At 47.4% G+C, this 22,107-nt stretch carries 22 protein-coding genes; 12 read left to right on the forward strand and 10 right to left on the reverse strand.

Annotation, left to right across the window (positions count from 1 at the left end; all coding sequences use genetic code 11):
• From pntB to BM082_RS10645, 7 genes are all read left to right on the forward strand, one after another.
• Complete coding sequence (gene pntB, locus BM082_RS10615) at positions 1–1,398, forward strand: Re/Si-specific NAD(P)(+) transhydrogenase subunit beta (RefSeq protein WP_017007938.1); 1,398 nt, start codon at positions 1–3, stop codon at positions 1,396–1,398.
• A gap of 139 nt (positions 1,399–1,537) precedes the next feature.
• Complete coding sequence (locus BM082_RS10620; protein ID WP_026025107.1) at positions 1,538–2,977, forward strand: ATP-binding protein; 1,440 nt, start codon at positions 1,538–1,540, stop codon at positions 2,975–2,977.
• Positions 2,949–3,620, forward strand: a complete 672-nt coding sequence (locus BM082_RS10625; RefSeq protein ID WP_017007936.1) for a response regulator transcription factor — start codon at positions 2,949–2,951, stop codon at positions 3,618–3,620. Before BM082_RS10620 ends, BM082_RS10625 begins: the two co-directional genes overlap by 29 nt.
• The gene (locus tag BM082_RS10630) at positions 3,617–4,489 is read left to right on the forward strand and encodes a DUF2861 family protein (RefSeq protein ID WP_017016460.1); all 873 of its coding nucleotides are present in this window, start codon (positions 3,617–3,619) and stop codon (positions 4,487–4,489) included. Before BM082_RS10625 ends, BM082_RS10630 begins: the two co-directional genes overlap by 4 nt.
• 227 nt (positions 4,490–4,716) lie before the next feature.
• Entirely contained in the window at positions 4,717–5,874 is a 1,158-nt protein-coding gene (locus tag BM082_RS10635) for a conjugal transfer protein TraF (protein WP_017007934.1), read from the forward strand.
• A gap of 125 nt (positions 5,875–5,999) precedes the next feature.
• Positions 6,000–6,152, forward strand: coding sequence for a YoaH family protein (locus tag BM082_RS10640; RefSeq protein WP_074926903.1), 153 nt, complete (start codon positions 6,000–6,002; stop codon positions 6,150–6,152).
• Positions 6,153–6,414: 262 nt separating this feature from the next.
• Positions 6,415–6,939 carry a nucleotidyltransferase family protein gene (locus BM082_RS10645; RefSeq protein WP_017016461.1) on the forward strand — a complete coding sequence of 175 codons (525 nt, stop codon included), beginning with the start codon at positions 6,415–6,417 and terminating at the stop codon, positions 6,937–6,939.
• Between the two features lie 85 nt (positions 6,940–7,024).
• Here the strand turns inward: BM082_RS10645 and nadE are convergent, their stop codons facing one another.
• Positions 7,025–7,861, reverse strand: a complete 837-nt coding sequence (gene nadE / locus BM082_RS10650) for an ammonia-dependent NAD(+) synthetase (RefSeq protein WP_017007931.1) — start codon at positions 7,859–7,861, stop codon at positions 7,025–7,027.
• A 302-nt stretch (positions 7,862–8,163) separates the two neighbouring features.
• Here nadE and BM082_RS10655 point away from each other — a divergent pair, with 302 nt between their 5' ends.
• Together BM082_RS10655 and BM082_RS10660 are read left to right on the forward strand one after the other, a co-directional pair.
• A complete protein-coding gene (locus BM082_RS10655) occupies positions 8,164–8,691 on the forward strand; it encodes a nicotinate-nicotinamide nucleotide adenylyltransferase (protein ID WP_017015594.1) in 528 nt (175 codons plus the stop codon).
• Between the two features lie 85 nt (positions 8,692–8,776).
• Positions 8,777–9,256 (forward strand): hypothetical protein, encoded by a 480-nt coding sequence (locus BM082_RS10660; protein ID WP_017015593.1) that lies wholly within the window; start codon positions 8,777–8,779, stop codon positions 9,254–9,256.
• Here BM082_RS10660 and BM082_RS10665 read toward each other — a convergent pair.
• Positions 9,250–9,915: a hypothetical protein gene (locus BM082_RS10665; RefSeq protein ID WP_017016462.1), complete on the reverse strand. Its 666-nt coding sequence runs from the start codon at positions 9,913–9,915 to the stop codon at positions 9,250–9,252. The two genes, BM082_RS10660 and BM082_RS10665, sit on opposite strands and share 7 nt — an antisense overlap.
• A gap of 221 nt (positions 9,916–10,136) precedes the next feature.
• Here BM082_RS10665 and BM082_RS10670 point away from each other — a divergent pair, with 221 nt between their 5' ends.
• A complete protein-coding gene (locus BM082_RS10670; protein WP_017016463.1) occupies positions 10,137–11,249 on the forward strand; it encodes a 1-acyl-sn-glycerol-3-phosphate acyltransferase in 1,113 nt (370 codons plus the stop codon).
• A gap of 96 nt (positions 11,250–11,345) precedes the next feature.
• On the opposite strand, the gene BM082_RS10675 is transcribed toward BM082_RS10670, so the two are convergent.
• Positions 11,346–12,272 carry a LysR family transcriptional regulator gene (locus BM082_RS10675; RefSeq protein ID WP_017007926.1) on the reverse strand — a complete coding sequence of 309 codons (927 nt, stop codon included), beginning with the start codon at positions 12,270–12,272 and terminating at the stop codon, positions 11,346–11,348.
• A gap of 616 nt (positions 12,273–12,888) precedes the next feature.
• Between BM082_RS10675 and chrA the strand changes: the two genes are divergently transcribed.
• On the forward strand, positions 12,889–14,043 hold the full coding sequence (chrA, locus tag BM082_RS10680) for a chromate efflux transporter (RefSeq protein ID WP_017016464.1): 1,155 nt from the start codon (positions 12,889–12,891) through the stop codon (positions 14,041–14,043).
• A gap of 447 nt (positions 14,044–14,490) precedes the next feature.
• Here the strand turns inward: chrA and BM082_RS10685 are convergent, their stop codons facing one another.
• The 7 genes from BM082_RS10685 to BM082_RS10715 form a co-directional block, all read right to left on the reverse strand.
• Positions 14,491–15,519, reverse strand: a complete 1,029-nt coding sequence (locus tag BM082_RS10685) for a Gfo/Idh/MocA family oxidoreductase (protein WP_074926905.1) — start codon at positions 15,517–15,519, stop codon at positions 14,491–14,493.
• Between the two features lie 251 nt (positions 15,520–15,770).
• The gene (locus BM082_RS10690) at positions 15,771–16,535 is read right to left on the reverse strand and encodes a heme ABC transporter ATP-binding protein (RefSeq protein WP_074926907.1); all 765 of its coding nucleotides are present in this window, start codon (positions 16,533–16,535) and stop codon (positions 15,771–15,773) included.
• Complete coding sequence (locus tag BM082_RS10695; RefSeq protein WP_074926908.1) at positions 16,535–17,578, reverse strand: FecCD family ABC transporter permease; 1,044 nt, start codon at positions 17,576–17,578, stop codon at positions 16,535–16,537. Before BM082_RS10695 ends, BM082_RS10690 begins: the two co-directional genes overlap by 1 nt.
• Positions 17,579–17,590: 12 nt before the next feature.
• Positions 17,591–18,475 carry a heme/hemin ABC transporter substrate-binding protein gene (locus BM082_RS10700; RefSeq protein ID WP_074926910.1) on the reverse strand — a complete coding sequence of 295 codons (885 nt, stop codon included), beginning with the start codon at positions 18,473–18,475 and terminating at the stop codon, positions 17,591–17,593.
• Entirely contained in the window at positions 18,472–18,888 is a 417-nt protein-coding gene (locus tag BM082_RS10705; protein ID WP_074926912.1) for an ExbD/TolR family protein, read from the reverse strand. Before BM082_RS10705 ends, BM082_RS10700 begins: the two co-directional genes overlap by 4 nt.
• Positions 18,885–19,625 (reverse strand): MotA/TolQ/ExbB proton channel family protein, encoded by a 741-nt coding sequence (locus BM082_RS10710; protein WP_017008948.1) that lies wholly within the window; start codon positions 19,623–19,625, stop codon positions 18,885–18,887. Before BM082_RS10710 ends, BM082_RS10705 begins: the two co-directional genes overlap by 4 nt.
• Positions 19,626–19,627: 2 nt before the next feature.
• Positions 19,628–20,413 (reverse strand): energy transducer TonB, encoded by a 786-nt coding sequence (locus BM082_RS10715; protein WP_074926914.1) that lies wholly within the window; start codon positions 20,411–20,413, stop codon positions 19,628–19,630.
• Between the two features lie 165 nt (positions 20,414–20,578).
• On the opposite strand from BM082_RS10715, the gene hutW reads away from it, so the two are divergent.
• Positions 20,579–22,096 (forward strand): heme anaerobic degradation radical SAM methyltransferase ChuW/HutW, encoded by a 1,518-nt coding sequence (hutW, locus tag BM082_RS10720; RefSeq protein ID WP_074926916.1) that lies wholly within the window; start codon positions 20,579–20,581, stop codon positions 22,094–22,096.
• The last annotated feature ends 11 nt before the right edge of the window (positions 22,097–22,107 follow it).

Here is a 22,107-nt window from a genome sequence, read left to right on the forward strand (position 1 = left end):
ATGTCTGAAGGTTTAACACAAGCGGCATATATTGTAGCTGCGCTCTTTTTCATCTTGAGTTTGGCAGGTCTGTCAAAACAAGAGTCTGCACGTACGGGTAACTACTTCGGTATTGCCGGTATGGCGATTGCGTTGATTGCGACCATTTTTGGTCCTGACGCACAAGGCATCGCGTGGATCATTGTTGCAATGGTCATTGGTGGCGGTATCGGTATTTACTACGCAAAACGCGTTGAAATGACCGAAATGCCAGAACTGGTTGCTGTGCTTCATAGCTTCGTGGGTTTGGCTGCGGTATTGGTAGGCTACAACAGCTTTATCGATCCACCAGCAGTGAACCTTGCGAACCCTGCGGAGATTCATGCTGCGCATGTCATCCACATGGTTGAAGTGTTCCTAGGTGTGTTCATCGGTGCGGTGACCTTTACGGGTTCAATCGTCGCATTCGGTAAACTGCGTGGCATCATTTCTTCATCTGCACTGAACATCCCACACAAGCATAAGTGGAACCTTGCTGCGATCCTCGTTTCGACTGCACTCATGATTTACTTCGTGAAAGCAGACGGCAGCATGTTTGCTCTGATTGTGATGACACTGATTGCGTTCGCATTTGGTTGTCACTTAGTGGCATCAATCGGTGGCGCAGATATGCCAGTGGTTGTGTCTATGCTGAACTCCTACTCGGGTTGGGCGGCTGCGGCTGCGGGTTTCATGCTGGCAAACGATCTTCTGATTGTTACCGGTGCGTTGGTCGGTTCTTCGGGTGCGATTCTGTCTTACATCATGTGTAAAGCAATGAACCGTTCTTTCATCAGTGTTATCGCGGGTGGCTTCGGTCAAACTGTATCGGTATCAAGTGATGGCGAAGAAGAAGGTGAGCACCGTGAAGTGAGTGCAGAAGATGTAGCAGAAATGCTGAAAGATTCTCGCTCAGTTATCATCACCCCTGGATACGGCATGGCAGTTGCGCAAGCGCAATACCCAGTGCACGAAATCACTGAGAAACTGCGTGCGAAAGGCATTGATGTTCGCTTTGGTATCCACCCAGTTGCGGGTCGTCTACCTGGTCACATGAACGTACTTCTGGCTGAAGCGAAAGTACCGTATGACATCGTTCTAGAAATGGACGAGATCAACGAAGACTTCCCTGAAACAGACACTGTTCTTGTTATCGGTGCGAATGACACGGTTAACCCTGCCGCGATGGAAGATCCAAATAGCCCAATCGCAGGGATGCCTGTCCTTGAGGTATGGAACGCGAAAAACGTTATCGTCTTTAAACGTTCAATGAACACAGGTTACGCGGGCGTTCAAAACCCACTGTTCTTTAAAGAGAACACAGCGATGTTGTTCGGCGATGCAAAAGCATCGGTAGATGCGATTTCTAAAGCTATCTAATCTACCTTTAACGCGAAACAAACGTCATTGACGAAAAAGCCAGCAGCTCGCTGGCTTTTTTTTATGCAAACGCCAGCAATGGTATTGCTCTCTTACAAAATGCTGACATTCCAAAATGTTTTGATGCTAATCTCACGCTATGCGAATGTTTCTTCTTACCTTTCTTCTCTCTGTTAGCAGTTTTGCGATGGCAGAGGCGTCTTTCCCTGAACAGCTTAATGCGTTCAGAGCGTCGCTAATGGAAGAAAACCCTGTCGCAAGTTACGAACTCAATGCCATTCATAGTGAATACCCGAAGGCACTGTTGGTGCCAGACAGTCTTCTTCCGCAGTCGGCGTCATACCCACTCAAAGATCTAAAGCGACTTTATCAGGCGTCTGAAAAATGTCAGGGGCCTTGGCCGGTGAGTCCACTCGTTACCGATCCTTTGGTTTTCACCCGAGCGCTATGCTTTAACACACGCCTTCCACCTGTTTGGTTTTCACGCTCGAACTTAATCCATCCAGGTGGCGGAAGTTATGCTGCTAAGTTCGTAGAAAAGTATCCGGATGTACGCGAGGATCTATTACGTTTCTTTCATATCAAGGAACGTTTATTATCCCCGCCAGACACATTGCTCGGTCGTTTACAAAGAATGTCTGAAAATGGCATCAATGCACTGAATGGCGGGGCAGAATTTATACTTTCTGGTGACGAATTGTGGGTTCGCCAAGGTAGTGACTACGAGATCTTCGCTGCAGAGGAGTGGTTAGCACCACTTGAACATGCAGATTTGTTGGTAGCACCAACGGGATCAGAAAATTACTGCTTATCGCGTATCGGTAATGTTTGTTGGAATATCGAGCGTGCCCCTTCTTATTGGTCGCAGCTTGTTTTAGGGCTAGGTGCGATTAACTTAGTCTGGTTTGGCGTTTGGGTGTTTAACCGTTGGGCGATTAAACGACGTCTGATGCAAGAACGCATGCTGGTGTTACAGATTTTAACGCATGAACTGCGTACACCGATTGCAAGTTTATCGATGACGGTAGAAGGTTTTCGTCGAAAATTCGATAGCCTCCCTGAGCCTTTGTATGATGAATTCAGACGCCTCTGCGAAGATTCCATGCGATTGAAGCAACTTGCTGAAGCCAGCAAGGATTACCTTCAATCGAATCAACAACAACTATATCGCGAACACATTCCTTCGTATGTGGAATGGCTTTCTTTCCTCTGTGAAGAGCGCGAAGTTGAATTAATGGCGGGAGAGGATGCTGAGATCGCGGTGAACGTGTATTGGCTGACAACGTCTCTCGATAACCTGATAAGTAACGCCAAAAAATACGGTGTTACGCCTGTAAAAGTCATCGCGGAAGTGAATGGCGGTCTCCTGACAATAAAAGTGCAGGATCAAGGGCAGCTATCCGCGAAAGATTGGAAGACAATAAGAAAACCGTTTGTGAGTGAGAAAGGCCTAGGCCTTGGTCTCACGATCGTTGAATCAATGATTGATAGGATGGGGGGTCGCTTAACATTAGTCGGACCGCCTACCACGTTTATTCTGGAGATACCTTGTGACCCAAACGACACTGCTGCTCGTTGAGGATGACGCAAACTTAGCAGACGGCCTATTGGCGAGTCTGGAGCAAAATGGCTACAAATGTTTATACGCAGACTGTGCAGAGAAAGTGGAAGCTTTATGGGCAGATGCAGATTTAGTGGTACTTGATCGCCAACTTCCTGAAGGCGACTCAATGGATTGGCTTCCAAACTGGAAAAAGATCAAAGATGTTCCAATTATCATGCTGACTGCCATGGTGTCTGTGCGCGACCGTGTCGGCGGTTTGGATTCAGGCGCGACGGATTACATGACCAAACCTTTTGCTGAGGCTGAGTTACTCGCGCGTATTCGTGTGCATTTACGCCGCCCAGTAACGGAAGGTGACAGTGTGTCTGAAGATGACATCATTGTTGGCACCTTGCGCATTAACATGGCACAACGCAGTGTTATTTGTTCGGGGAGTGAAGTGATCTTGACCCGTACTGAATTTGACCTGTTGGCGTTTTTAGCCAAAAACGCAGGGCGAGTATTCACGCGTGATGAATTGCTTGATCAAGTGTGGGGTTACAACCATTACCCAACAACACGAACGGTAGATACGCACGTGCTTCAGCTCCGTCAGAAACTGCCTGAGATTGAAATCGAAACGCTGCGTGGCGTTGGTTACCGAATGAAGGTGCAATGATTTACAGGCTTGCTTGTTTCTTCCTTTTCTTGACGACGCCGTTATCTGTAACGGCGGCGTGGTTTAGTGGTTCTGATGCGCTAACGTCTGCGCATCAGCGATTACTTGAAGGTGATACAGCAGCCAGTTTTGATGCCATGGTCGAAGCATGGCAACAAGTCAAAAACGACACTGAAGATCGCCATTTAGCGGAGTTGCTTTCGCTAGCGATCAATGAAGATTGCGGCCGCAGTCTTAGCACGCTTTCATTGCCCAGTTGGCTTCAAAGTGTGGTTGTGCGCCGTGAAACGATTCAAACCCCTAACCGTGTTTACTACCAGTTTTCTTTGTATGGATCATCCAAACAGGGCATCGGTAACGTATCGTTTTCGGCATGGCCCGATCGTTCATTGGTTCAGGTTGATTTGCCCAAAGACAAAGCCAACGATTTTAAGCTAGAAATCGAAGGGCTTTCTCGCGCCGTTAAGTCTGGCCTATACAAACTGGAGCTAACATCGCTTTCCAGTGAAGTGTGGTCGTCATGGATCATTGTTAGTCAGCCTGAGCCTACTCAAAAAATCAGTTGGAAAGACAGTCGCAGCTGGCGTATATCACCACCTACCGATTTAAAAGGCACGTGCCCGAGACCTTTTCTTTCGATGAATCTATACCGCCAAGATTCCGATGATTTAGCACCGATTTGGTCTGAAGAAAAAGACAAAAATTTGCCTACTTCTTTGCCGGTGCTTGACGTGACGGATGGCCAATATTGGTTGACTGTTGCTTTGATAGAGCGCCGTTGGCAGGGGGCAATTTTGTTTGAAGAAGTACAGCGAATAGGCCGTGCTATTGATCTTCCTGACATCGATTTACGCACACTTTCTCCCTAATTTTCATTATGTAACCTGAATGTTATTCAGGTTACTCTTTCGAATCATCTCTCTAAAACGCTCAGCGCTATGTTTAATTCCTGTATTAACCTTTGAATAGCGTCACACCTTAGAGACACGTCGTCATCAACTTAAATCGCCTCGACTAGTATCAGTAAAAGAACTTAGGCAGCGTGCTTCCTTAGTGCGATTGCTTGTAACTGGTACTTGGAGATGGATTTCAAATCATGAAAAAAAGTATTGTGGCGCTCAGCGTAGCTTTTGCTTCTTTCTCAACCTATGCCGCCAACTACAGTGTAGATGCGCGTATTGATGCAATGGGTGGCGCAGGGACTGCTGCCGCAGATTATTTGGCAGCGGGTTTTCATAACCCAGCACTGGTAGCGCTTGAGCCCACCAGCGCGTTTGGCGTTTTGTTTCCGACAATTGGTATTCAATTTCGAGACCCCGATGAATTGGTTGATGGACTCGAAAATTTCGGTGATGTTTACGACAACTTCCGAAATAACCCCACGAATTCAGATAACCAAACCAACACAGCAAATGCATTGCGAAATCTAGATGACCGCGCGGCATATGTCAGTGGTGGTATTGGTGGTGCGATTGCCATCCCTACCAACACGGTGTCGGGTAACTTTTTTGTGAAAGGTTATACCGAAGCTATTGTCCTTCCAGAAATTTCAGATGCTGATGTTTCTGCGATAGAAAACGGCACATCTACATCTTTGTCATCCAATGCGCGTGTCCTTGCATTTGGTGTGGTTGACGTGGGTCTAGCTCTTGCGGGCAATGTTGAATTGGCGGGGCAACGGATCGCTGTTGGCGTTACGCCAAAATCCCAACAACTGTATACCTACCATTATGAGGTGTCGGTAGATGACTTTGATGTGGATGATTGGGATGCCGATGAACACCGCACCGAAGACAGTGCGTTTAACATGGACATTGGTGTTGCATGGCAGAATGGACCTTTTCGTGTCGCGCTTGCCGGTAAGAACTTGATTTCGAATGAGATCAAAACGGCTTTTCGTACCCGTGAATATACCTACCATGTTGATCCGCTTTATACACTGGGTACAGCTTATGTGACTGAACTTGCGACTTTCGCGTTAGACATTGATTTGAATGATCAGACGCGCTTTACGGGTTCAGGGCCAGAAATTAAAGACAATACACAACTCGTCCGAGTTGGTGCAGAGTTTAATGCATGGGGGTGGGCACAACTTCGAGGTGGCTATATCAATGACCTTGAAGACACGCTAGACGGCACCTTGACCTTGGGCTTAGGTTTGTCTCCAGCCAACACTGTGCACTTTGATATTTCAGCGTCGATCATTGATACCAATAGCTATGGTGCTTCGGCGCAACTCGCCTTTATGTTCTAGGTCGGTTCTAGGGCGTAACAACAAAACCAAATGCAAAAAAGGTGAATAGAAAAAGCGAACAGTGACAACTGCCTAAGTCGGCATTAGAATACGCGGCATCCTAACTGATAGATTTGAGATCGCCAATGAACAATATGCCGACGCTAACGCACAGTGAACAACAAGAAGCCGCTGAGCGAATTCACGCATTAATGGCGACAGGAATGAGCAGTGGCGAAGCCATTATGATCGTTGCTAATGAAATCCGCGAACGTGAAGCTGCAAAGAAAGACGATTAATGTGAAAACGGCCAATTTATTGGCCGTTTTCTTTTTCAATTCCCTTCAAAATGTCGGAAAATTAACCACATACCGATACTCAAACAACTCGCAATTAAAAACTCAGAGCTTCAAGCCACGTACACTGTAGAACCGCGATATTTCACATCAGCCTCGAGCTTGTGTGGGCGGGTTTCGCGGTCAACCGTGCGCGGCTGAATCAATGTCTTTAGGTTAATTGGGTATATTCCTCTCTCAGTCATCGTCTTTGTAGGGAACGCGCTTGAACGATCGATTGCTACTCGCCAGAACTTTTGCCCGCGCACGCCATGAAGGACAGAGGTATGGCGAATTTCCATATCATGTTCATCTTGATGATGTAGAGCGTCTTGCTCAGCCATTTGGCATGAATGCCATGATCATCGCACAACTCCATGATGTGCTTGAAGACACGACAACCAGCGTCGATGAAATCGTCCATGATTTTGGCGAGCTGATTGCGTTGTCGGTTAGCTATGTGACGGACCCTATTGCCAGTGATAGGGCAACACGCAAAAAACAGTTGAACAGCCGTTTACAATCTCTTGATGAGAATGACGATGCCGCAAAACTCGCGCTCATTGTAAAAGCGTGTGATCGATTGGCGAACGTTAAAACCTGCCGATTGTTTAGCCCCGACAAATTCGTGATGTATCAATCTGAACATGCGGAATTTAGAAAGGCTGCGTATCGACACGGTATGTGTGAAATGGTGTGGTGGGAGCTGGACATGTTAATTGAGGTGGGAGACAAACTCGCGCGATTTTAACACGCCGTTTATACAACAAATAACGTAAAAAAACGCCTGTTGTAAGACAGGCGATTCTTGTTCTAGCTGATTGCTTGATGAGCGATTATTCGTCGTCGTAAATTGTCGGAATAGGTTGGCGTTTGTGCTGCGTCATCTTGTAGATTGAGACTAAACGCTCAGAGACACGTGCTTCCACATCCTTGCCTTCCAAGAAATCATCGATTTCATCGTAAGTCAGCTGAAGTGCATCTTCATCTGCTTTTTGCGGTGCCAGTTCTTCCAAATCTGCTGTCGGTGTTTTCACCACTAACAATTCTGGCGCACCCAAGAAAGCCGCAAGCTGGCGGACTTGGCGTTTGCTCAAACCAAACAAAGGGGCAAGGTCGCAAGCGCCGTCGCCAAACTTGGTGTAGAAACCCGTGATGTTTTCTGCTGAATGGTCAGTACCCAGCACGAGACCACCAACAAGCCCTGCAATTTCGTATTGTGCAACCATGCGAGCACGGGCTTTAACGTTGCCTTTCACGAAATCTACTTTTGCATCGTCTTGTGGAATAAGACCGGTGTTTGCTAGCGCAGAAAGGGAAGACGCGTGCAGTCCGTCAACACCCTCTTTAATGTTAACGCTCACTGAGTGTGTCGGTTGAATGAAGCTCAGTGCAAGTTGGGCTTCGTCTTCATCTTGCTGAATACCGTAAGGAAGGCGAACAGCAATAAACTGGTAATCCGTTGTGCCGGTTTCTTGATTTAGCTGATCCACCGCCAATTGTGCGAGTCGACCACAGGTTGAAGAATCCACACCGCCACTGATGCCCAACACGAGTGAACGTGTGAAAGAGGCTTTGAGTCGGTTCTTGATAAAGTTAACACGGCGCTCAACTTCAAAGGCTGGGTCAATTGACGGGAGTACTTGCATCTCTGCGCGGATAGCTTGTTCCATTTCGCGGTTTTCCTCATTTTCGCTTTCGCTGAACAATTCAGGCTATTTTGCAATATCTTGACGATAAAATCATGTTCATTCATCGCTATAGCTTTTATTACGCAAGATTTATACGCGAATTACCTGAATTTAGTTTGTTGGTTTTATCTGTCGTCGAAAGGTAATCATCACGAGGGTGAGTGTTTTGTTCGTAATTTCATCAGTTGCACCATTAAGATGCCTCAAAATAAGCAAATCGACTTCTCCTTGATCATGAACTGTGTCAGATTAAGGACTACTAACAAATTGATAAACATTTTGAAATGACTGAGAAGAATACTCCCAAACAAATTGCTATATTTGGCAGCGCGTTTAATCCGCCTAGCCTTGGTCATCTCAGTGTTATTCAGAGACTCTCTCATTTTGACCGTGTATTGCTTGTGCCTAATTTTGCACATGCATGGGGCAAGAAAATGGCGGATTTTGGAAAACGTTGCGAGTGGGTAGAGGCATTTATTAACGATGCATCTCTCGACAGTGTTGAGTTGTGTTCTGATGAAAAAGATATTGCAGGCGGAGAGGCGGTTACAACCTGGGCGTTGTTAAACCATCTTCAGAACCAATATCCCAATTCTGAACTGACGTTTGTGCTTGGGCCGGATAATTTCCTAAGCTTTGCAAAGTTCCACAACTCCGCTGAAATTATGGCGCGATGGAACATTTTGGCTTGCCCCGAAACGGTGAATATCCGAAGTACGCATATTCGTGAGTGCCTGATTGCAGAAGGTGACGTATCTTCGTTAACCACTCCTACTTTGGCAAGACGATTGACGAAAAAGGATTTTGATTAGGCTCCCCATCGTGGTGATGTAATCATCGGGTCTTTTCGTTTTTTAAAAGAATAACAATGTTCGATATTTACGGGATTTTTGTACTGTGTTGAAACACTTTGTATGTGCAAGCCTCACTTTTTGTACGCTTGTGACGCCGTCACTTCTTTACGCAGCTTATTCTACTGATCATGAATCATCACAAATCATTATCAAAGATGGTGGTAAGTATCAGTTAAATAGCGATTTTGGTCGCCGATCTGATTTGATGGAGTGGAGAGTAGAAGACGTTGAGCTTCCTAATATTTGGGACGGCTGGCGTTATGGTTTGGATGCGCCAAACTATGTAACCGCAGAAGCGGGAAACAGCTATTATGGGTTCGGTGTTTGGAAGCCTGAAGAACTCCAAGAATACAGTTTGGGTTCAGACGGCGTTACCACACAGGACTGGTTAATGGACCACGGATTGAATTTTAGCTTTGGCACAGAGTCGGTTGATGGAGGTGCCAGATATCGGTTTGACGTGCGCTGGCATGAACAAACCGATACTGAAATTATGTTGCAGCTTCAAGTTCCTTTTCAGTAACCCGCAATCGCTTTCAGCTTGGCCGTCACATATTCTTCGTTGAGTGACGCCTTGCTCGCAATACTCTTTACTTTTTGCCCTGACTTCATCGCCCGTACCCATTCACGAACCAAAAGTTGATCTGAAAGCTTGCCAACAGACATCTGCAATGTCAGCTCTAGTGCATTGTTTTCTGCAATATCGCCCAACTGACCTTTCGCTAACTTATCGATCGCTTTTTCAAGCAACGCGGTTTCTTTCGGCATGCCCTGCAAAGGCGAATGAACGGTAACATAGTCGCGCAAACATCGAAGCAAGCGGCCATAGGCTGAATCCCAGTCTGTGGTGCCTTGTTTCTGATAGTGACGTAATTCTGCCATCAACCCATCGATGAGCGGAGAAGGCGAGAAAAAACCGGATAATGTTGGAAGCGCGACAACCGTTCGAACTGAGAAGTTCAATGTGGACACTTCTGCACCTTGTAATAACGTTACTGCACTCAAACAGCCAGATGGAAGCCAATAGCTTTGACCTGCGCACACTGGAAATTCGTTTTTGCCGAGTCGAATTAACGCTGCGCCTTTATGTACATAAAGGAAGGTAGCGTGATGCTGTGTTTTGCGCCCACCCACAAAAAGTGTATCGGCTTGATGAAATTGAAACTCGATGGCTTGCTTCATGTAATGATTCTCTTGTTACAAGGCGCACATACTCATTGGTTTTGCTGATGAGATCAAGCAACTCGCTATTTGATTGGAGAAGAAATCGCCAGCTTGTTACATTCTTAGTATATTAGGGTGTGGTTAGACCTCCAACCTCTCAGGATTCACGATCAAAACCATGTTTGAAATCCTTTATCCACGTAGAATGGCGTGGTTTTCAACGGAGTAAGTAGAGTCTCGTGCAACAAACTAATGATCCTTTCTCAGAAATCCGTCCTTTTCGTGATGACGAAGTACCTGGCGCACTTGATCGCTTGGTGAATGACGAAGAGTTTATCACTGCAATCCTAAAATATCGTTTTCCACACATCTCGGGTGTAGCAGGTTGGTTAGTTAAACCTTTCCTTAAGCAGTACCTGCGTTCTAAGTGGAAAAAGATCTCGACGATACGTGATGTGCAATCACACATAGCGAAATACATGGAATCAATGATAAAAAACACGTCGGAAGGATTGTCGACGAGTGGCTTAGATAAACTTGACCCTAACCAAAGCTATTTGTTTGTATCTAACCACCGCGATATCGCGATGGATCCTGCAATGGTTAACTGGTGTTTATATAATAATCAGTTCGACACAGTGCGTATCGCGATTGGCGATAACCTACTGAAGAAACCGTGCGCAACTGAGCTAATGAAATTGAACAAAAGCTTCATTGTTAAGCGTTCGGCAAAAGCGCCGCGTGAAATGATGAAAGCACTCTCGCAATTGTCTGCGTATATCAAATCATCACTGGATGAAAAACAGTCTATTTGGATTGCGCAGAAAGAAGGGCGAGCAAAAGACGGCGACGATAAAACGGATCCTGCGATCTTAAAAATGTTCTCGTTGGAAGGCCGTCGTCAGAAAATTGGTTTCGCCGACTACATTGCTCAACTGCGCATCGTGCCCGTGACAATCTCTTACGAGAATGATCCCTGCGATGCCGCAAAAGCGAACGAGCTGTTTCAGAAAGAAACTGCCGGTGCATATGAGAAAGGCGAGTTTGAAGATATCGAAAGCATCGTTCAAGGGATTGTCGGACAGAAACGCCGTATTCATGTTTCTTTTGGTGATGTGATCGGCAATGAGTTCGATACGCCAGAAACGTTAGCTGCGGAAATTGATCGCCAAATTTACAAGAACTACCACTTGTTCCCGTCCAATTACATTGCTGCAGGCCGTGAACACGAGTCTGTGACAGACAAAGAACGTGTGCAATTTGACACTAAGCTGTCCGTGTTGCCAGATGGTGTAGCTAAAATCGTTCGCGCCATGTATGCGATGCCAGCAGGTAAGAAAGTAGACATCTAACACGCTGTTTTTATTTATAAAATGAAGAAAAGAGGAGTGTGTGACAACGTCACTCACTCCTCTTTTTTTTCGGCAGATAAAGTGTAAAAAGGTTATTTATAGCTGGCCGTCACTCAACGGTGCTATTGCTGAGCGCTGTATGTTCTCAGCAAGAAAATCGACAAAGCGACGAACCTTGGGCGCGAGATATTCACGACGTGGGTAGACAGCATAGATCGGCAGTTTTAATGTTGGCTTCCAATCTGACATCAATACCTTGAGCTTTCCGTCCTTTAATTCATCTCCAAGCAGGTAGGTTGCAATGTAGGCGATACCGACACCTGACTTTGCTGCTTCTAGTACCGCAGGGGCGTTATTGATTCGGTACCCGCCACGCACGGTGACTGACTGATCACTGCCATCCCGAGAAAACGGCCATTGGTCATAGGTACGCTGAACACTTTGATACGTAATACAGTTGTGTTCTCGCAAATCAGAAGGGTGAGATGGCATGCCGTGTTCTTCAATATAATCGGGCGACGCGACCAACTTAAACTGACAGTCCGCCAATTTTTTCGCCACCATCCCTTCCGGCAAATTCTCATGAATGGCTAGCCAGCAATCAAACCCATCCTCCAAAAGATTAGGACGATGGTCAAACAAATGCACTTCTAATTCTAGAGAAGGGTTTTGTTGTTGAAAGGCCGATAGAAGGCGGGTTATTTGCACATTACCGAAAGACTGCGCAATACCAATCTTGAGTCGACCCGATACTTCGTTTCGATATCCAGCGACCATTGCTTCGGCATCTTGCATGGTCTCCATCAGCTTACGCCCATACGCGGCATATTGTTCGCCAGCTTCTGTGAGAGAAACTGAGCGGGTATTCCTTTGAACAAGCTGAACACCTAGGCGCTCTTCAAGATAGCGGATTTGTTTGCTGACTTGAGATTTTGAAATCCCCAAGAACTCTGCTGCACGGGTGAAGTGTTGTTCGTGTGCAACGGTCGCCAGTACGACCATCTGCTGAAGGTTATCTAACATGCGGTATTTAGGTCACTGATAAGATAGGGGATAAGACTACCACATTTCTGCGTTTATTCATGAGTGACGTTGTCACAATATAAATCTAATCGTTGTCGATGGTATTAGGCTGTGATCTACCTAGCGATAACAATCCACTGCTTCGCATTTTTATCTTCCACACTGCGCTATTCCAAGCACCGATCATAACTAGGGACGTGCGGTCTCTCTTGTCTCTTCAGTCTTTCTCCGATCTTTCTTTCTTGGGCGTTCATCGCCTAGAGATCAGTAAATGGTCAGCATGTAAGTGACTTTCAATCAGAATTCAATGGTTTATAGATAGTTGGGGTGTTATTTAATTCCATTTAAAACAGGTGCTTATGGCTTTTGTTTATTTGTGGAAACAATAGTCACTTAAGTTAGTAGGTACTTACATACATTTGTAGTAAATATACAGATCCATATGATCTTCATGAGAATGTGAGCGGATTACAGGGATGGTGTTTATGTTGGAAACGGTGCCAAAACGGGGCTTATTTACCATCGATGACATTAATAACCATGATTAGTACAAAGTGTTTTCATTGATGGGATGGGCTCCGTTAAACTTGACGGCATAAATGGAGGTACACGAACAATGTTTGAAGTTTTTTATCGTTTCTTTGTTTTGGGCTGTATGAGTTTTGGTGGCCCAGTTGCTCACATCGGATATTTCCAACGTGAGTTTGTGGAGAAACGTCATTGGATAGAAGAAGAGACGTTTTCGACGGGGTTAAGCTTGTGTCAGTTTCTACCTGGACCTGCAAGTAGCCAGTTAGGCATGTACATTGGGTATCACAGAGCAGGCTACTTAGGTGCGTTAGCAGCGTTTGTCGGTTTTACGTTTCCCTCTTTCGCGTTGTTAACACTGGCCGCGGTATACAGTGCAAAATTGGGCGATTCGACGGTTCTTGCGTTATTGATTTCAGCAGCGAAATTATTGGCTGTTGTTGTCGTTGCGGATGCAATTTGGACGATGGCGAAGAAGTTTCTCACAGATGCTGTGACCGCGCTGGTGTGTTTTGTGTCAGCGGCATGGATCTTGTGGCAAACCGGACTGGTTGCGCAGCTTATGCCTATCGTGATTGCTGGCGTATTAGGGTGGGTGTTTATCAGAAAGCCGGAGTCAGTAGCACCGAAAGCGCGTGAAGGGGTGAACCTGACCCAGACCGTCGCTTTGTTCGGTGTGTTTGCGGCTTTGTTGGTGCTTCCTGCATTAGCGAGCGGTTCAGGCCTTATCAGCGTATTCAATCACTTCTATCAAGCGGGTAGTTTTGTATTTGGTGGTGGTCACGTCGTGCTGCCATTGTTACAGCCCTTGATTGGTGACGTTGTGTCGGGTGATGCCTTGGTTGAAGGCTATGCGGCGGCACAATTGGTTCCTGGCCCTATGTTTACCATTGCAAGCTACATTGGTGCTTCAATGGACGGGATTCACCCTGTGCTTGGCAGTGTCATTGCTACCTTGGCGATATTCCTGCCTGGCGCGTTGCTGTTGTTCGCTGTATTGCCTGTGTGGCAAGCGGTGATGAGCCATCATAAGTTTGCTGGCGCTGTAACACTGATTAACGCGGCAGTGGTGGGGTTATTGGTGGCTGCATTCTATCAGCCTGTTTGGGTGTCTGCTGTCCACGGTATCGCTGACATCGTTGCAGTCGTTGTTGGCTTTGCGGTGATGCGTAAATTCAATATCTCGGTGTTCTGGTTACTGGGTGGCATGTTGGCCTATGTGGTTGCCAGTTCGATGATCTGATTCATATCAGCCTCTGATTAATTGATACCATGTCGATATCGAAAGCCTGCCTTTGCGCAGGCTTTTTTACGTCATAACAGTCGGTTAATCGGTAGAAATAACACCTCATAATGCACTATAACTTATATGTGGTGACGGATTTATAAAATGATTGGGTGTGATGTATTCATAGGTGTCGGACAGCAAAGGCAAGGAAGGATGTGCAGTTTGGTTGCGAGAGTGGAACCCTAAGCAGCTTCTATCAAGGTGCTGGCATTAAGACGATGAGCGTTGTATCTCGGCGAGTTAAAGAGGAGAAGGGCCTGTGCTAGCGGCTTTTCTACTTAAAAGGGAAAATTAAAAAAAGCGCCGAGGCTAATCGATAGCCACGGCGCTTTTTGCTTGTCTTTGATTGCACATCTACGTCGTGATAACCCTATGGGCTAGGCTTTCGCGACAAGCGCTGAATTAGAACTCCCAGCGTTCTGTCTTACCTGCATCTGACGAATGTTGGGCCAGTTCCAGTGCATAGATGACTTTAACCGCGTCATACGCATCAACAGGTGATGAACCCGCATTCAGTATGGCGTGGGCAAGTTCTGCGAAGAGCTGACTGTAGCTGCCATACTCAAGGTCGATCACTTTATCAGTGACGCTGTCACCGATTTCCAGCTTTCCTTGGTGCTGTTGGCGGCCAAATTCCGAATACGTAATAGTGACACCGTCACGTAGTTGCTGTTCTTGGATGTCTAACCCGCTGCAAGAGAAGGTGGCGCGCTCTCCTTGCACAACAAATCGCATTCCCGTCCCTGATCGATAAGGGCTAGATGACAACATCACGTCTTTATCCGGGTAGTGAAGTGTCATGTGGAAGTAATCGGTGGTTTGAGACTGCTTACGAATGGCTTTGCAGGTTGCCGTTATCGAATCGGGATCGCCGAACAACACTAAGGCCTGATCAACCAAGTGAGAACCAAGGTCAAACAGAATGCCTGCACCATCACCCGGTTGTTCACGCCAGCGTGGACGTACATCAGGGCGGAATCGATCGAAATGCGATTCAAAGACGCGCACTGTACCGAGTTCGCCAGATTCAATCAGTGCCTTTGCGGTCAAGAAATCACCGTCCCAGCGACGGTTCTGGTACGGACAAAGGATCTTGCCGCGTTCTTTGGCGATTTTGATGAGGTCGAGGCCTTGGCCACTTTTCACAACGAAGGGTTTTTCGAGTAATACGTGGCAATCCGCTTCGAGTGCCTGACGCGCGAAATCGTAATGCGTGTGGTTTGGCGTGGTGATCACCACCAAATCGAGGTCTGCTTCACTGAGCATCTCTTCGATAGAGCCATAGAGCCCAGCATTGGGGAGGGCGTGATGAACCGCGTCACGTTGCGTTGAAACAACCGCCACAGGTTCGAAATCTGGTAGTACTGAGAGAAAAGGGAGATGGAATGTTTGAGCAGACAAACCAAAACCGACAATACCCGTCCGAATCATTCTAGTATCCTTGCATGTGATGTAATTTCGGCGACCTAAAAACTATAAGGTACTTCGGTGTAACCAAGCAACCTGAAGGTGACGGATACCTGTTCTCCCGAGGTGTTAAACAACAAAGCCCTCCTCAAGAGGACTTTGTTAGAAAGGCAGTACGTATGGCATTTGCACCATACTCATTCGCTTGTGCATCATGCTAATACGATTAGGCACCATGCCAAGACCACCGGACGCCATGTCAATATGATCGGACGTTATGCCAATACCACCGGATAAGACGCTTGCGGGTGAGGGATAACTTGTACCGCCCAGCCGTACACATTCTCGATATTGCTCGGTGTGAGCACTTGGCTTGGGGAGCCATCCGCCACGATATGTCCATTATTTAGCATAATAATACGGTCAGCGTATTGTGCAGCGAGATTAAGATCGTGGATCACGGCGATCACCGTCGATCCCTCTGAGGCCAACTGCTTTGCCAATCGCAATGTCTTGTGTTGATGCCCGATATCCAGTGCCGATGTGGGTTCATCCAACATCAATACCGTTTCTCTTGGTGATTGTGAAAGCTGAGTCAGAACACGCGCTAAATGCACACGTTGCTTTTCGCCACCCGATAGACTTGGGTAGAGACGCTCCGCAAGATGCAGAACATCCGTTACCTGCATCTTTTCTTCTGCAATCGCAGCGATGGTCTTTTGCGAGGCGCGTAAGGCAAGGCCGCCCAGTTCAACCACTTCTCTTACCGTGAATGCAAAGGTCAGGGAACTATACTGAGGCAGAATGCCCACTGACTCCGCCAAATCTGCTGGTTTCCACGCGTTGACTGACTTGCCATAAAAAGATAACTCACCGTTACATGGCCACTCCTGACTGAAGAGTTTCAGTAGGGAGCTTTTTCCTGTGCCATTAGGGCCAAGGATAATGGTGAGTTCGCCACCACTAATGGTTGTGCTGAAATCATTCAGTAACACCTTGTTCCCAAGGGCTAACGACGCGTTCTTTATCTCGATACTCATTATGCCAAACGTCCTCGTTGTTTCAGGAGCAAGCCCAAAAAGAAGGGGGCACCGATCGCGGCAGTGATGATACCAACAGGGACTTCAAGCGGCGCAACGATCGTGCGAGCAATCATGTCAGACACCAGCAATACCAAACCACCAAGCAGCATAGAAACAGGAAGTAGGGTGCGGTGGTCAGGGCCCGTGAGCATACGTCCGATGTGCGGAACAACAAGGCCGATAAAGCCAATCATGCCTGACAGTGCGACGGTGACACCCACGCCGGCTGCCGTCAGCAAAATCAGCGTACGTTTTAACGTTTGCACATTAATGCCCAGATGACGCGCTTCTGCTTCACCCAAAAGCAACGCGTTTAAGTGCTTAGCGTGGCGTTGGTATAAAAACGCAAGAATTGCGAGTGAGGCGTAGGCCAGAATGATCGCATCCCAGGTCGCGCCAGCAAGTGAACCCATGGTCCAAAGTGACAAATCACGCAGTGCTTGGTCATCGGCGAAGTAATTCAGCAACCCCATGCCTGCGCCCGCAATTGCGCCAAGCGCAACACCAGCCAACAACATAATGGTTACCGACGTCCCGTTGCTGCTTGTGCCGAGGAAATAGATGGCATAGGTCGCCAGCGCACCACCAAGAAAGGCGAACACCGGCACTGTGCCCAATACAAGAAACGCGGTATGGCCAATCACACCGCCAAACAACACAATGGCAATGGCTGCCCCCAACGAGGCACCTGCGGACACACCAATAATGCCAGGATCTGCCAGCGGGTTGCGGAACAAGCCCTGCATTACAGTGCCACACATGGCAAGAATGCCACCAATCGCAATCGCCAACAGGGTGCGAGGTAAACGCACTTGTTGAATGATCACGGTCGCGTAAGCAGGAAGATCGGCTTCAATTTGGAGAAGCGCTTTTAGACTGTCGCTGAAACCAATGTTCATTGGCCCCAAAGTGATGGAGCTAACAACGGCGATATACAGCAAGATCGTCGCCATCATCATCAGCATTTTTGCTGGCAAGCGACGGATCATCATATCGTTCATGGGATATCCAAATTACTTAGCAGCGACGATGCGGCCATTCAGTGAGGTAGCCAGTTCAAGGCTCGCCAAACCAAAGCCCCCCAAGATCGAATAGCCATTGATCGCAATGATTCGATTGTTCTGCGCAGCAGGCGTTGCAGCAAGCAAAGGCTGTTGCTTCAAGACGCCGTCAATGCCGCCCACTTGATCGAGCGTACGCTGAGAAATCAAAATGAATTCTGGCTGCATCTGCACAATGGCTTCACTGGAAAGCTGCTTATAGCTGGTGGTTGACGCAGCAGCAGGGTTTACACCGCCTGCCAGTTCAATCACGGTATTGACGGTGGTTTCATCACCCGCAACGGTCAGAGGACGACCGTCAGACAGCATCATGAACATCACGCTTGGTTTCTTCGCTGGCGCATTCTTCTTCAGTTGCAGAATGTGCGTTGCGACATCGGTTTTAATCTCTTCGCCTTTCTCTTGTGTGTGCGTTAAAGAAGAGAGGGCATCAACACGGGTATTGAAATCTTGCAGCGTGTTGCCTGTTGGTAACGCTTCTACTTTCACATCTGCCGCTTGAAGCAGAGACAAGGTCGAATCTGGGCCCATTTCAGCAGAACCGATCAAGTGTGACGGGCTCAATGCCAATAGACTTTCAGGGGCAAGTTGACGGTGATATCCCATCACAGGAATGTCACGGCCATCGAGGTAATGGCGGCTGGTTAAATCCACGGCAACCACGTTTTTATCTGCACCCAGCGCGAACAACAATTCGGTCACTGTTGAACCTGCACTGACGATACGAACGTCATTTACGCGAGACGCGCTGTTATCGTTTGCCATTGAAAAAGGAGAAAGCACAGCGGCAAGAAGAAAAGAGGCCGCTTTCATTGACGTTTTGTGAGATTTTTTCATTGTTCTTCCATCACGATATTGGTGGCGTTGATGTTGTTGTTCTGCATAAAGGCGAGAACCTTCAACATGCTTTCGACGCTCGCTTGTTTGTCGGCTGCAATCACAACCGGCTTATTTGGATTGGCTTTGATCATCTCCAGAAGGGCATGGGCAAACAGATCCCATTCAGGAATCGCATCACCTTGTAATGCCCAAGACGGCGATCCATTGAGAACGGTAATCGCAATCACGTCCTGATTGGGCGATTCAAGCACCGCAGCATCCGACGTTTGTGGTATCGCCACTTCCATGGTTTTGATTTGAATGTTCGCGGTCAGCAGCAGGAAAACCATCACGATGAAGATGATGTCCAACAGCGGCGTCAAATCCGGTGTAAAGGAACTGGCTTCTTGTTGAGGTTGAGAACGGATCATGATGCGTTCGCTTCCGACATTTTTACGCCGTTAGAGGCACCGTCTTGCTGATTCTCACAGTTCGATGGGCACACCTTGGTGCAGCAAATGCCTTTCTCATCCACAGACACGCCCGCAAGGTGCAAGTTGAAATGGTTCAGCACATATTCGATTTTTGCCAAGGTGCGATCTGCCCACAGGCTAAACAGCTGAGACGCCGCAATAGCAGGAAGGGCAATTAACAGGCCAGCAGCCGTGGTCGACATGGCCAAACCCAAACCGTCAGCAAGTTCCGATGGAGAAATTGCGCCTTGCGTGACCGACAACCCTTTAAACATTTCGATCAGGCCAATCACGGTACCCAGCAAACCGATTAGCGGGCTAAGCACGCCAATAACATTCAAAAGCTTTAGGCCAGAGGTAAATTGTCGGCGCTTCTTCTGCAGCCAAATGCTCACCGCTTCTTCACGCAATGACTTGGTGAATTGACGGTGGCTAATCAACATACAAAGACCTTGAGACAAGGTGGCTTTATCTTGATGGTGCGCTTTAACGTATTGTTCTAACTGCGCGTCGTCAGTCAGAGAAAGGGTATAGATCTCTTGCTGAAGGCTTTTACTGCGCGTTTTCGTATTTAGCGCGGCAAAGATTGAACGCTCGAAAATGAGCATAAGCATCAATGCTGACAACAGTGTCAGCGGCCAAGTCATGATGCCAAGTTGTGCGTGAATGGAGGAGAAAAATTGTAGATCCAACATGATTAATCCAGATTAAAACGAACAGGAATTCTTACTCGGTGTGCTAAGGCCACACCGTCATTTTTGTAACCGTTAAAGTGCCATTTCTTCACCGCCTTCAACGCGGCGTCGTCTAATTCATTGAAGCCAGAACTTTGCAAAATATTCTGTTTGGTTTGGTTACCGTCTTCATCAAGCCAGACTTCAATCAACACATTGCCTTCCATCCCTTTGCGTTTCGCAATGCGCGGGTATTTCGGTTGGCTAGGACGAACCTTGAAAGTAGGGCGTTTTACCAATACAGGGGCACTGTTCTTTGCTTGGTTTACCTGCGCGTTAGCCTTGTTGACGTTGGTTTTTTTCTCTACCTGCTTTTCCTCTTTCGGTTTCTCTTCGAGGTTTTTTTTCTCAACAGGCTTCTTTTCGACAGGCTTAGGTTTTGGCGCGATCTTTTTATCAATCGGCTTTTTCACCTCGGGCGCTTTCTTAACCGCTGGCTGTTTAACCATGGGCTTCTTAACGTCTGTTTTCTTCACAACGGGTTTCTTGAGCGCCGGTTTTTTCTCGACAACAGGCTCTTTCACCACAGGCTGTTCAACAGGTGGTGTTTCGATGACTTTGGGTTCGATTTTTTCAGGTGAGGGTTCAGGCTCCGGCTGGGGTGCAGCAACAAGTTGTATTACGACACGTGTGCCCGTGTCGGCATCATTCATCGAAAATTGGGGTGGTGGCGGTGTTTGAGCGGAAAGCGCCAAACTGTGTAATGCAACTGAAACGACACCACAAACAACGTACCGTCGAGCGTTCACACTTTTCTCCTGCTTCGTGAAAACGACTGAAACTATGTGCATTATGCACGAAATGAAAATGATATCAATTATCAGTTGCATTATAATTTGATATGCATAAGATGGAAAAGAATTGAAGACAGCCCGAAGTGTGGCGCTGTTATCTGTATAAGGTCGTTTTCGGCGATGATGTTTGATTTAAGCAACGTTGAACTGGTTGGCCAACGCACACCAGACCCACTCCGTTTTGCCTTCCAACGTAAAAAAAGCCCGCATGCTGGTGGCATGATGCACGCAGTAAAAGGGGATGATATTCAGTCGTCTCTTGAAGCTGCACATTCACTGGTACCTGCGAATCGCTTCGCACCACGCTGCCTGTATATTCATATTCCTTTTTGTCGCGTGCGCTGCACTTACTGCAATTTCTTCCAATACGCGTCGAGCAAAAACCTGATCGACAGCTATGTGGATGCGCTTCGTAAAGAGATCGAATGGAAAGCTGCCCAAGCGTGGACACAAGGCGCACCATTCCAAGCGATTTATATCGGCGGTGGCACACCGACTGACATTTCGGCTGCACAGATTCACACCATTGTTTCGGACATTCGTCGACTGTTCCCATTGACGCCAGATTGCGAAATCACCCTAGAAGGGCGCATTAACCGCTTTGGCAAGGATAAGTTTGAAGCGGCACTGGAAGCGGGTGTAAACCGTTTCTCATTCGGTGTTCAAAGCTTCAACACTAAAGTTCGTCGTAGCGCGAAGCGCCTTGATGATCGCGAAGTCGTCATCGAAAAAATCCAACAATTAGTGTCTTACAATGCCGCACCGATTGTTCTCGATCTTCTTTACGGATTGCCTTACCAAACGTTAGACGTGTGGCAGCAAGATCTTGAAGATTACCTGGAGACAGGCGCACACGGCGTTGACTTGTACCAATTGATTGAGATGCAAGGTTTGCCAATGGCCAAAATGGTCGAGCAAGGCAAACTGCCGCATCCTGCTGATACCCAAATGAAAGCGACCATGTTTGAAATGGGCGTGAATTTCATGGCGAAACACCATCAAAAACGTTTGAGCGTGAACCATTGGGCATCAGACAACCGCGAACGCAGTATCTATAACTCATTGGCTAAAACCACTGCTGAAATCATGCCGTTAGGCGCAGGGGCTGGCGGCAATGTGAACGGGTACCAGATGATGCAAACCCGTGATATGGAGACCTACATCACGGCGATTAACGAGAACCGTTACCCTGTCACTATGATGACCATGGCACCCGCGAACAAAGCGGTTGCTGCTGAAGTGAAATCTGCCTTTGATGCAGGTGTCGTGGCGGAGCACAAGCTTGATAAGGTTGCCGGCAAAGGCACCTTTAGCGCACTGATCCCACTGTTTGAAGCATGGGAACAAAATGGCTTGGTCTACCTTGAAAGAAGCGATGCCGAGTTCGCACATCGTGGCTACGTGAAGCTAACACTGGCGGGACAATTCTGGGCTGTCACGCTTGCACAAAACCTGATTGAAGTGATTCAAGGCAGTGCACCAAAAGCCTCTGACGCGATGGCACCCAAAATCATGGGCGGTATGGCGATGCCAAAAATGGGCATGCCGGGCACGTCCTCGATGCCTAGCGACGCAAAGAAAACAACGTCAGAAGACCAAAAAGAATTAGAAAGTAAAGCGGCTCACGTCGCTGCATAGGAGTAGTAACA

Source organism: Enterovibrio norvegicus DSM 15893, assembly GCF_900115495.1.
Taxonomy (GTDB): domain Bacteria; phylum Pseudomonadota; class Gammaproteobacteria; order Enterobacterales; family Vibrionaceae; genus Enterovibrio; species Enterovibrio norvegicus.

Excerpts from the sequence above, each read along its gene's own strand:
- pntB (WP_017007938.1), top strand. The coding sequence starts at position 1 with ATGTCTGAAGGTTTAACACAAGCGGCATATATTGTAGCTGCGCTCTTT.
- BM082_RS10620 (WP_026025107.1), top strand. The coding sequence starts at position 1,538 with ATGCGAATGTTTCTTCTTACCTTTCTTCTCTCTGTTAGCAGTTTTGCG.
- BM082_RS10630 (WP_017016460.1), top strand. The coding sequence starts at position 3,617 with ATGATTTACAGGCTTGCTTGTTTCTTCCTTTTCTTGACGACGCCGTTA.
- BM082_RS10635 (WP_017007934.1), top strand. The coding sequence starts at position 4,717 with ATGAAAAAAAGTATTGTGGCGCTCAGCGTAGCTTTTGCTTCTTTCTCA.
- BM082_RS10640 (WP_074926903.1), top strand. The coding sequence starts at position 6,000 with ATGAACAATATGCCGACGCTAACGCACAGTGAACAACAAGAAGCCGCT.
- nadE (WP_017007931.1), bottom strand. The coding sequence starts at position 7,861 with ATGGAACAAGCTATCCGCGCAGAGATGCAAGTACTCCCGTCAATTGAC.
- BM082_RS10655 (WP_017015594.1), top strand. The coding sequence starts at position 8,164 with ATGACTGAGAAGAATACTCCCAAACAAATTGCTATATTTGGCAGCGCG.
- BM082_RS10665 (WP_017016462.1), bottom strand. The coding sequence starts at position 9,915 with ATGAAGCAAGCCATCGAGTTTCAATTTCATCAAGCCGATACACTTTTT.
- BM082_RS10675 (WP_017007926.1), bottom strand. The coding sequence starts at position 12,272 with ATGTTAGATAACCTTCAGCAGATGGTCGTACTGGCGACCGTTGCACAC.
- chrA (WP_017016464.1), top strand. The coding sequence starts at position 12,889 with ATGTTTGAAGTTTTTTATCGTTTCTTTGTTTTGGGCTGTATGAGTTTT.
- BM082_RS10685 (WP_074926905.1), bottom strand. The coding sequence starts at position 15,519 with ATGATTCGGACGGGTATTGTCGGTTTTGGTTTGTCTGCTCAAACATTC.
- BM082_RS10690 (WP_074926907.1), bottom strand. The coding sequence starts at position 16,535 with ATGAGTATCGAGATAAAGAACGCGTCGTTAGCCCTTGGGAACAAGGTG.
- BM082_RS10695 (WP_074926908.1), bottom strand. The coding sequence starts at position 17,578 with ATGAACGATATGATGATCCGTCGCTTGCCAGCAAAAATGCTGATGATG.
- BM082_RS10700 (WP_074926910.1), bottom strand. The coding sequence starts at position 18,475 with ATGAAAAAATCTCACAAAACGTCAATGAAAGCGGCCTCTTTTCTTCTT.
- BM082_RS10705 (WP_074926912.1), bottom strand. The coding sequence starts at position 18,888 with ATGATCCGTTCTCAACCTCAACAAGAAGCCAGTTCCTTTACACCGGAT.
- BM082_RS10710 (WP_017008948.1), bottom strand. The coding sequence starts at position 19,625 with ATGTTGGATCTACAATTTTTCTCCTCCATTCACGCACAACTTGGCATC.
- hutW (WP_074926916.1), top strand. The coding sequence starts at position 20,579 with ATGATGTTTGATTTAAGCAACGTTGAACTGGTTGGCCAACGCACACCA.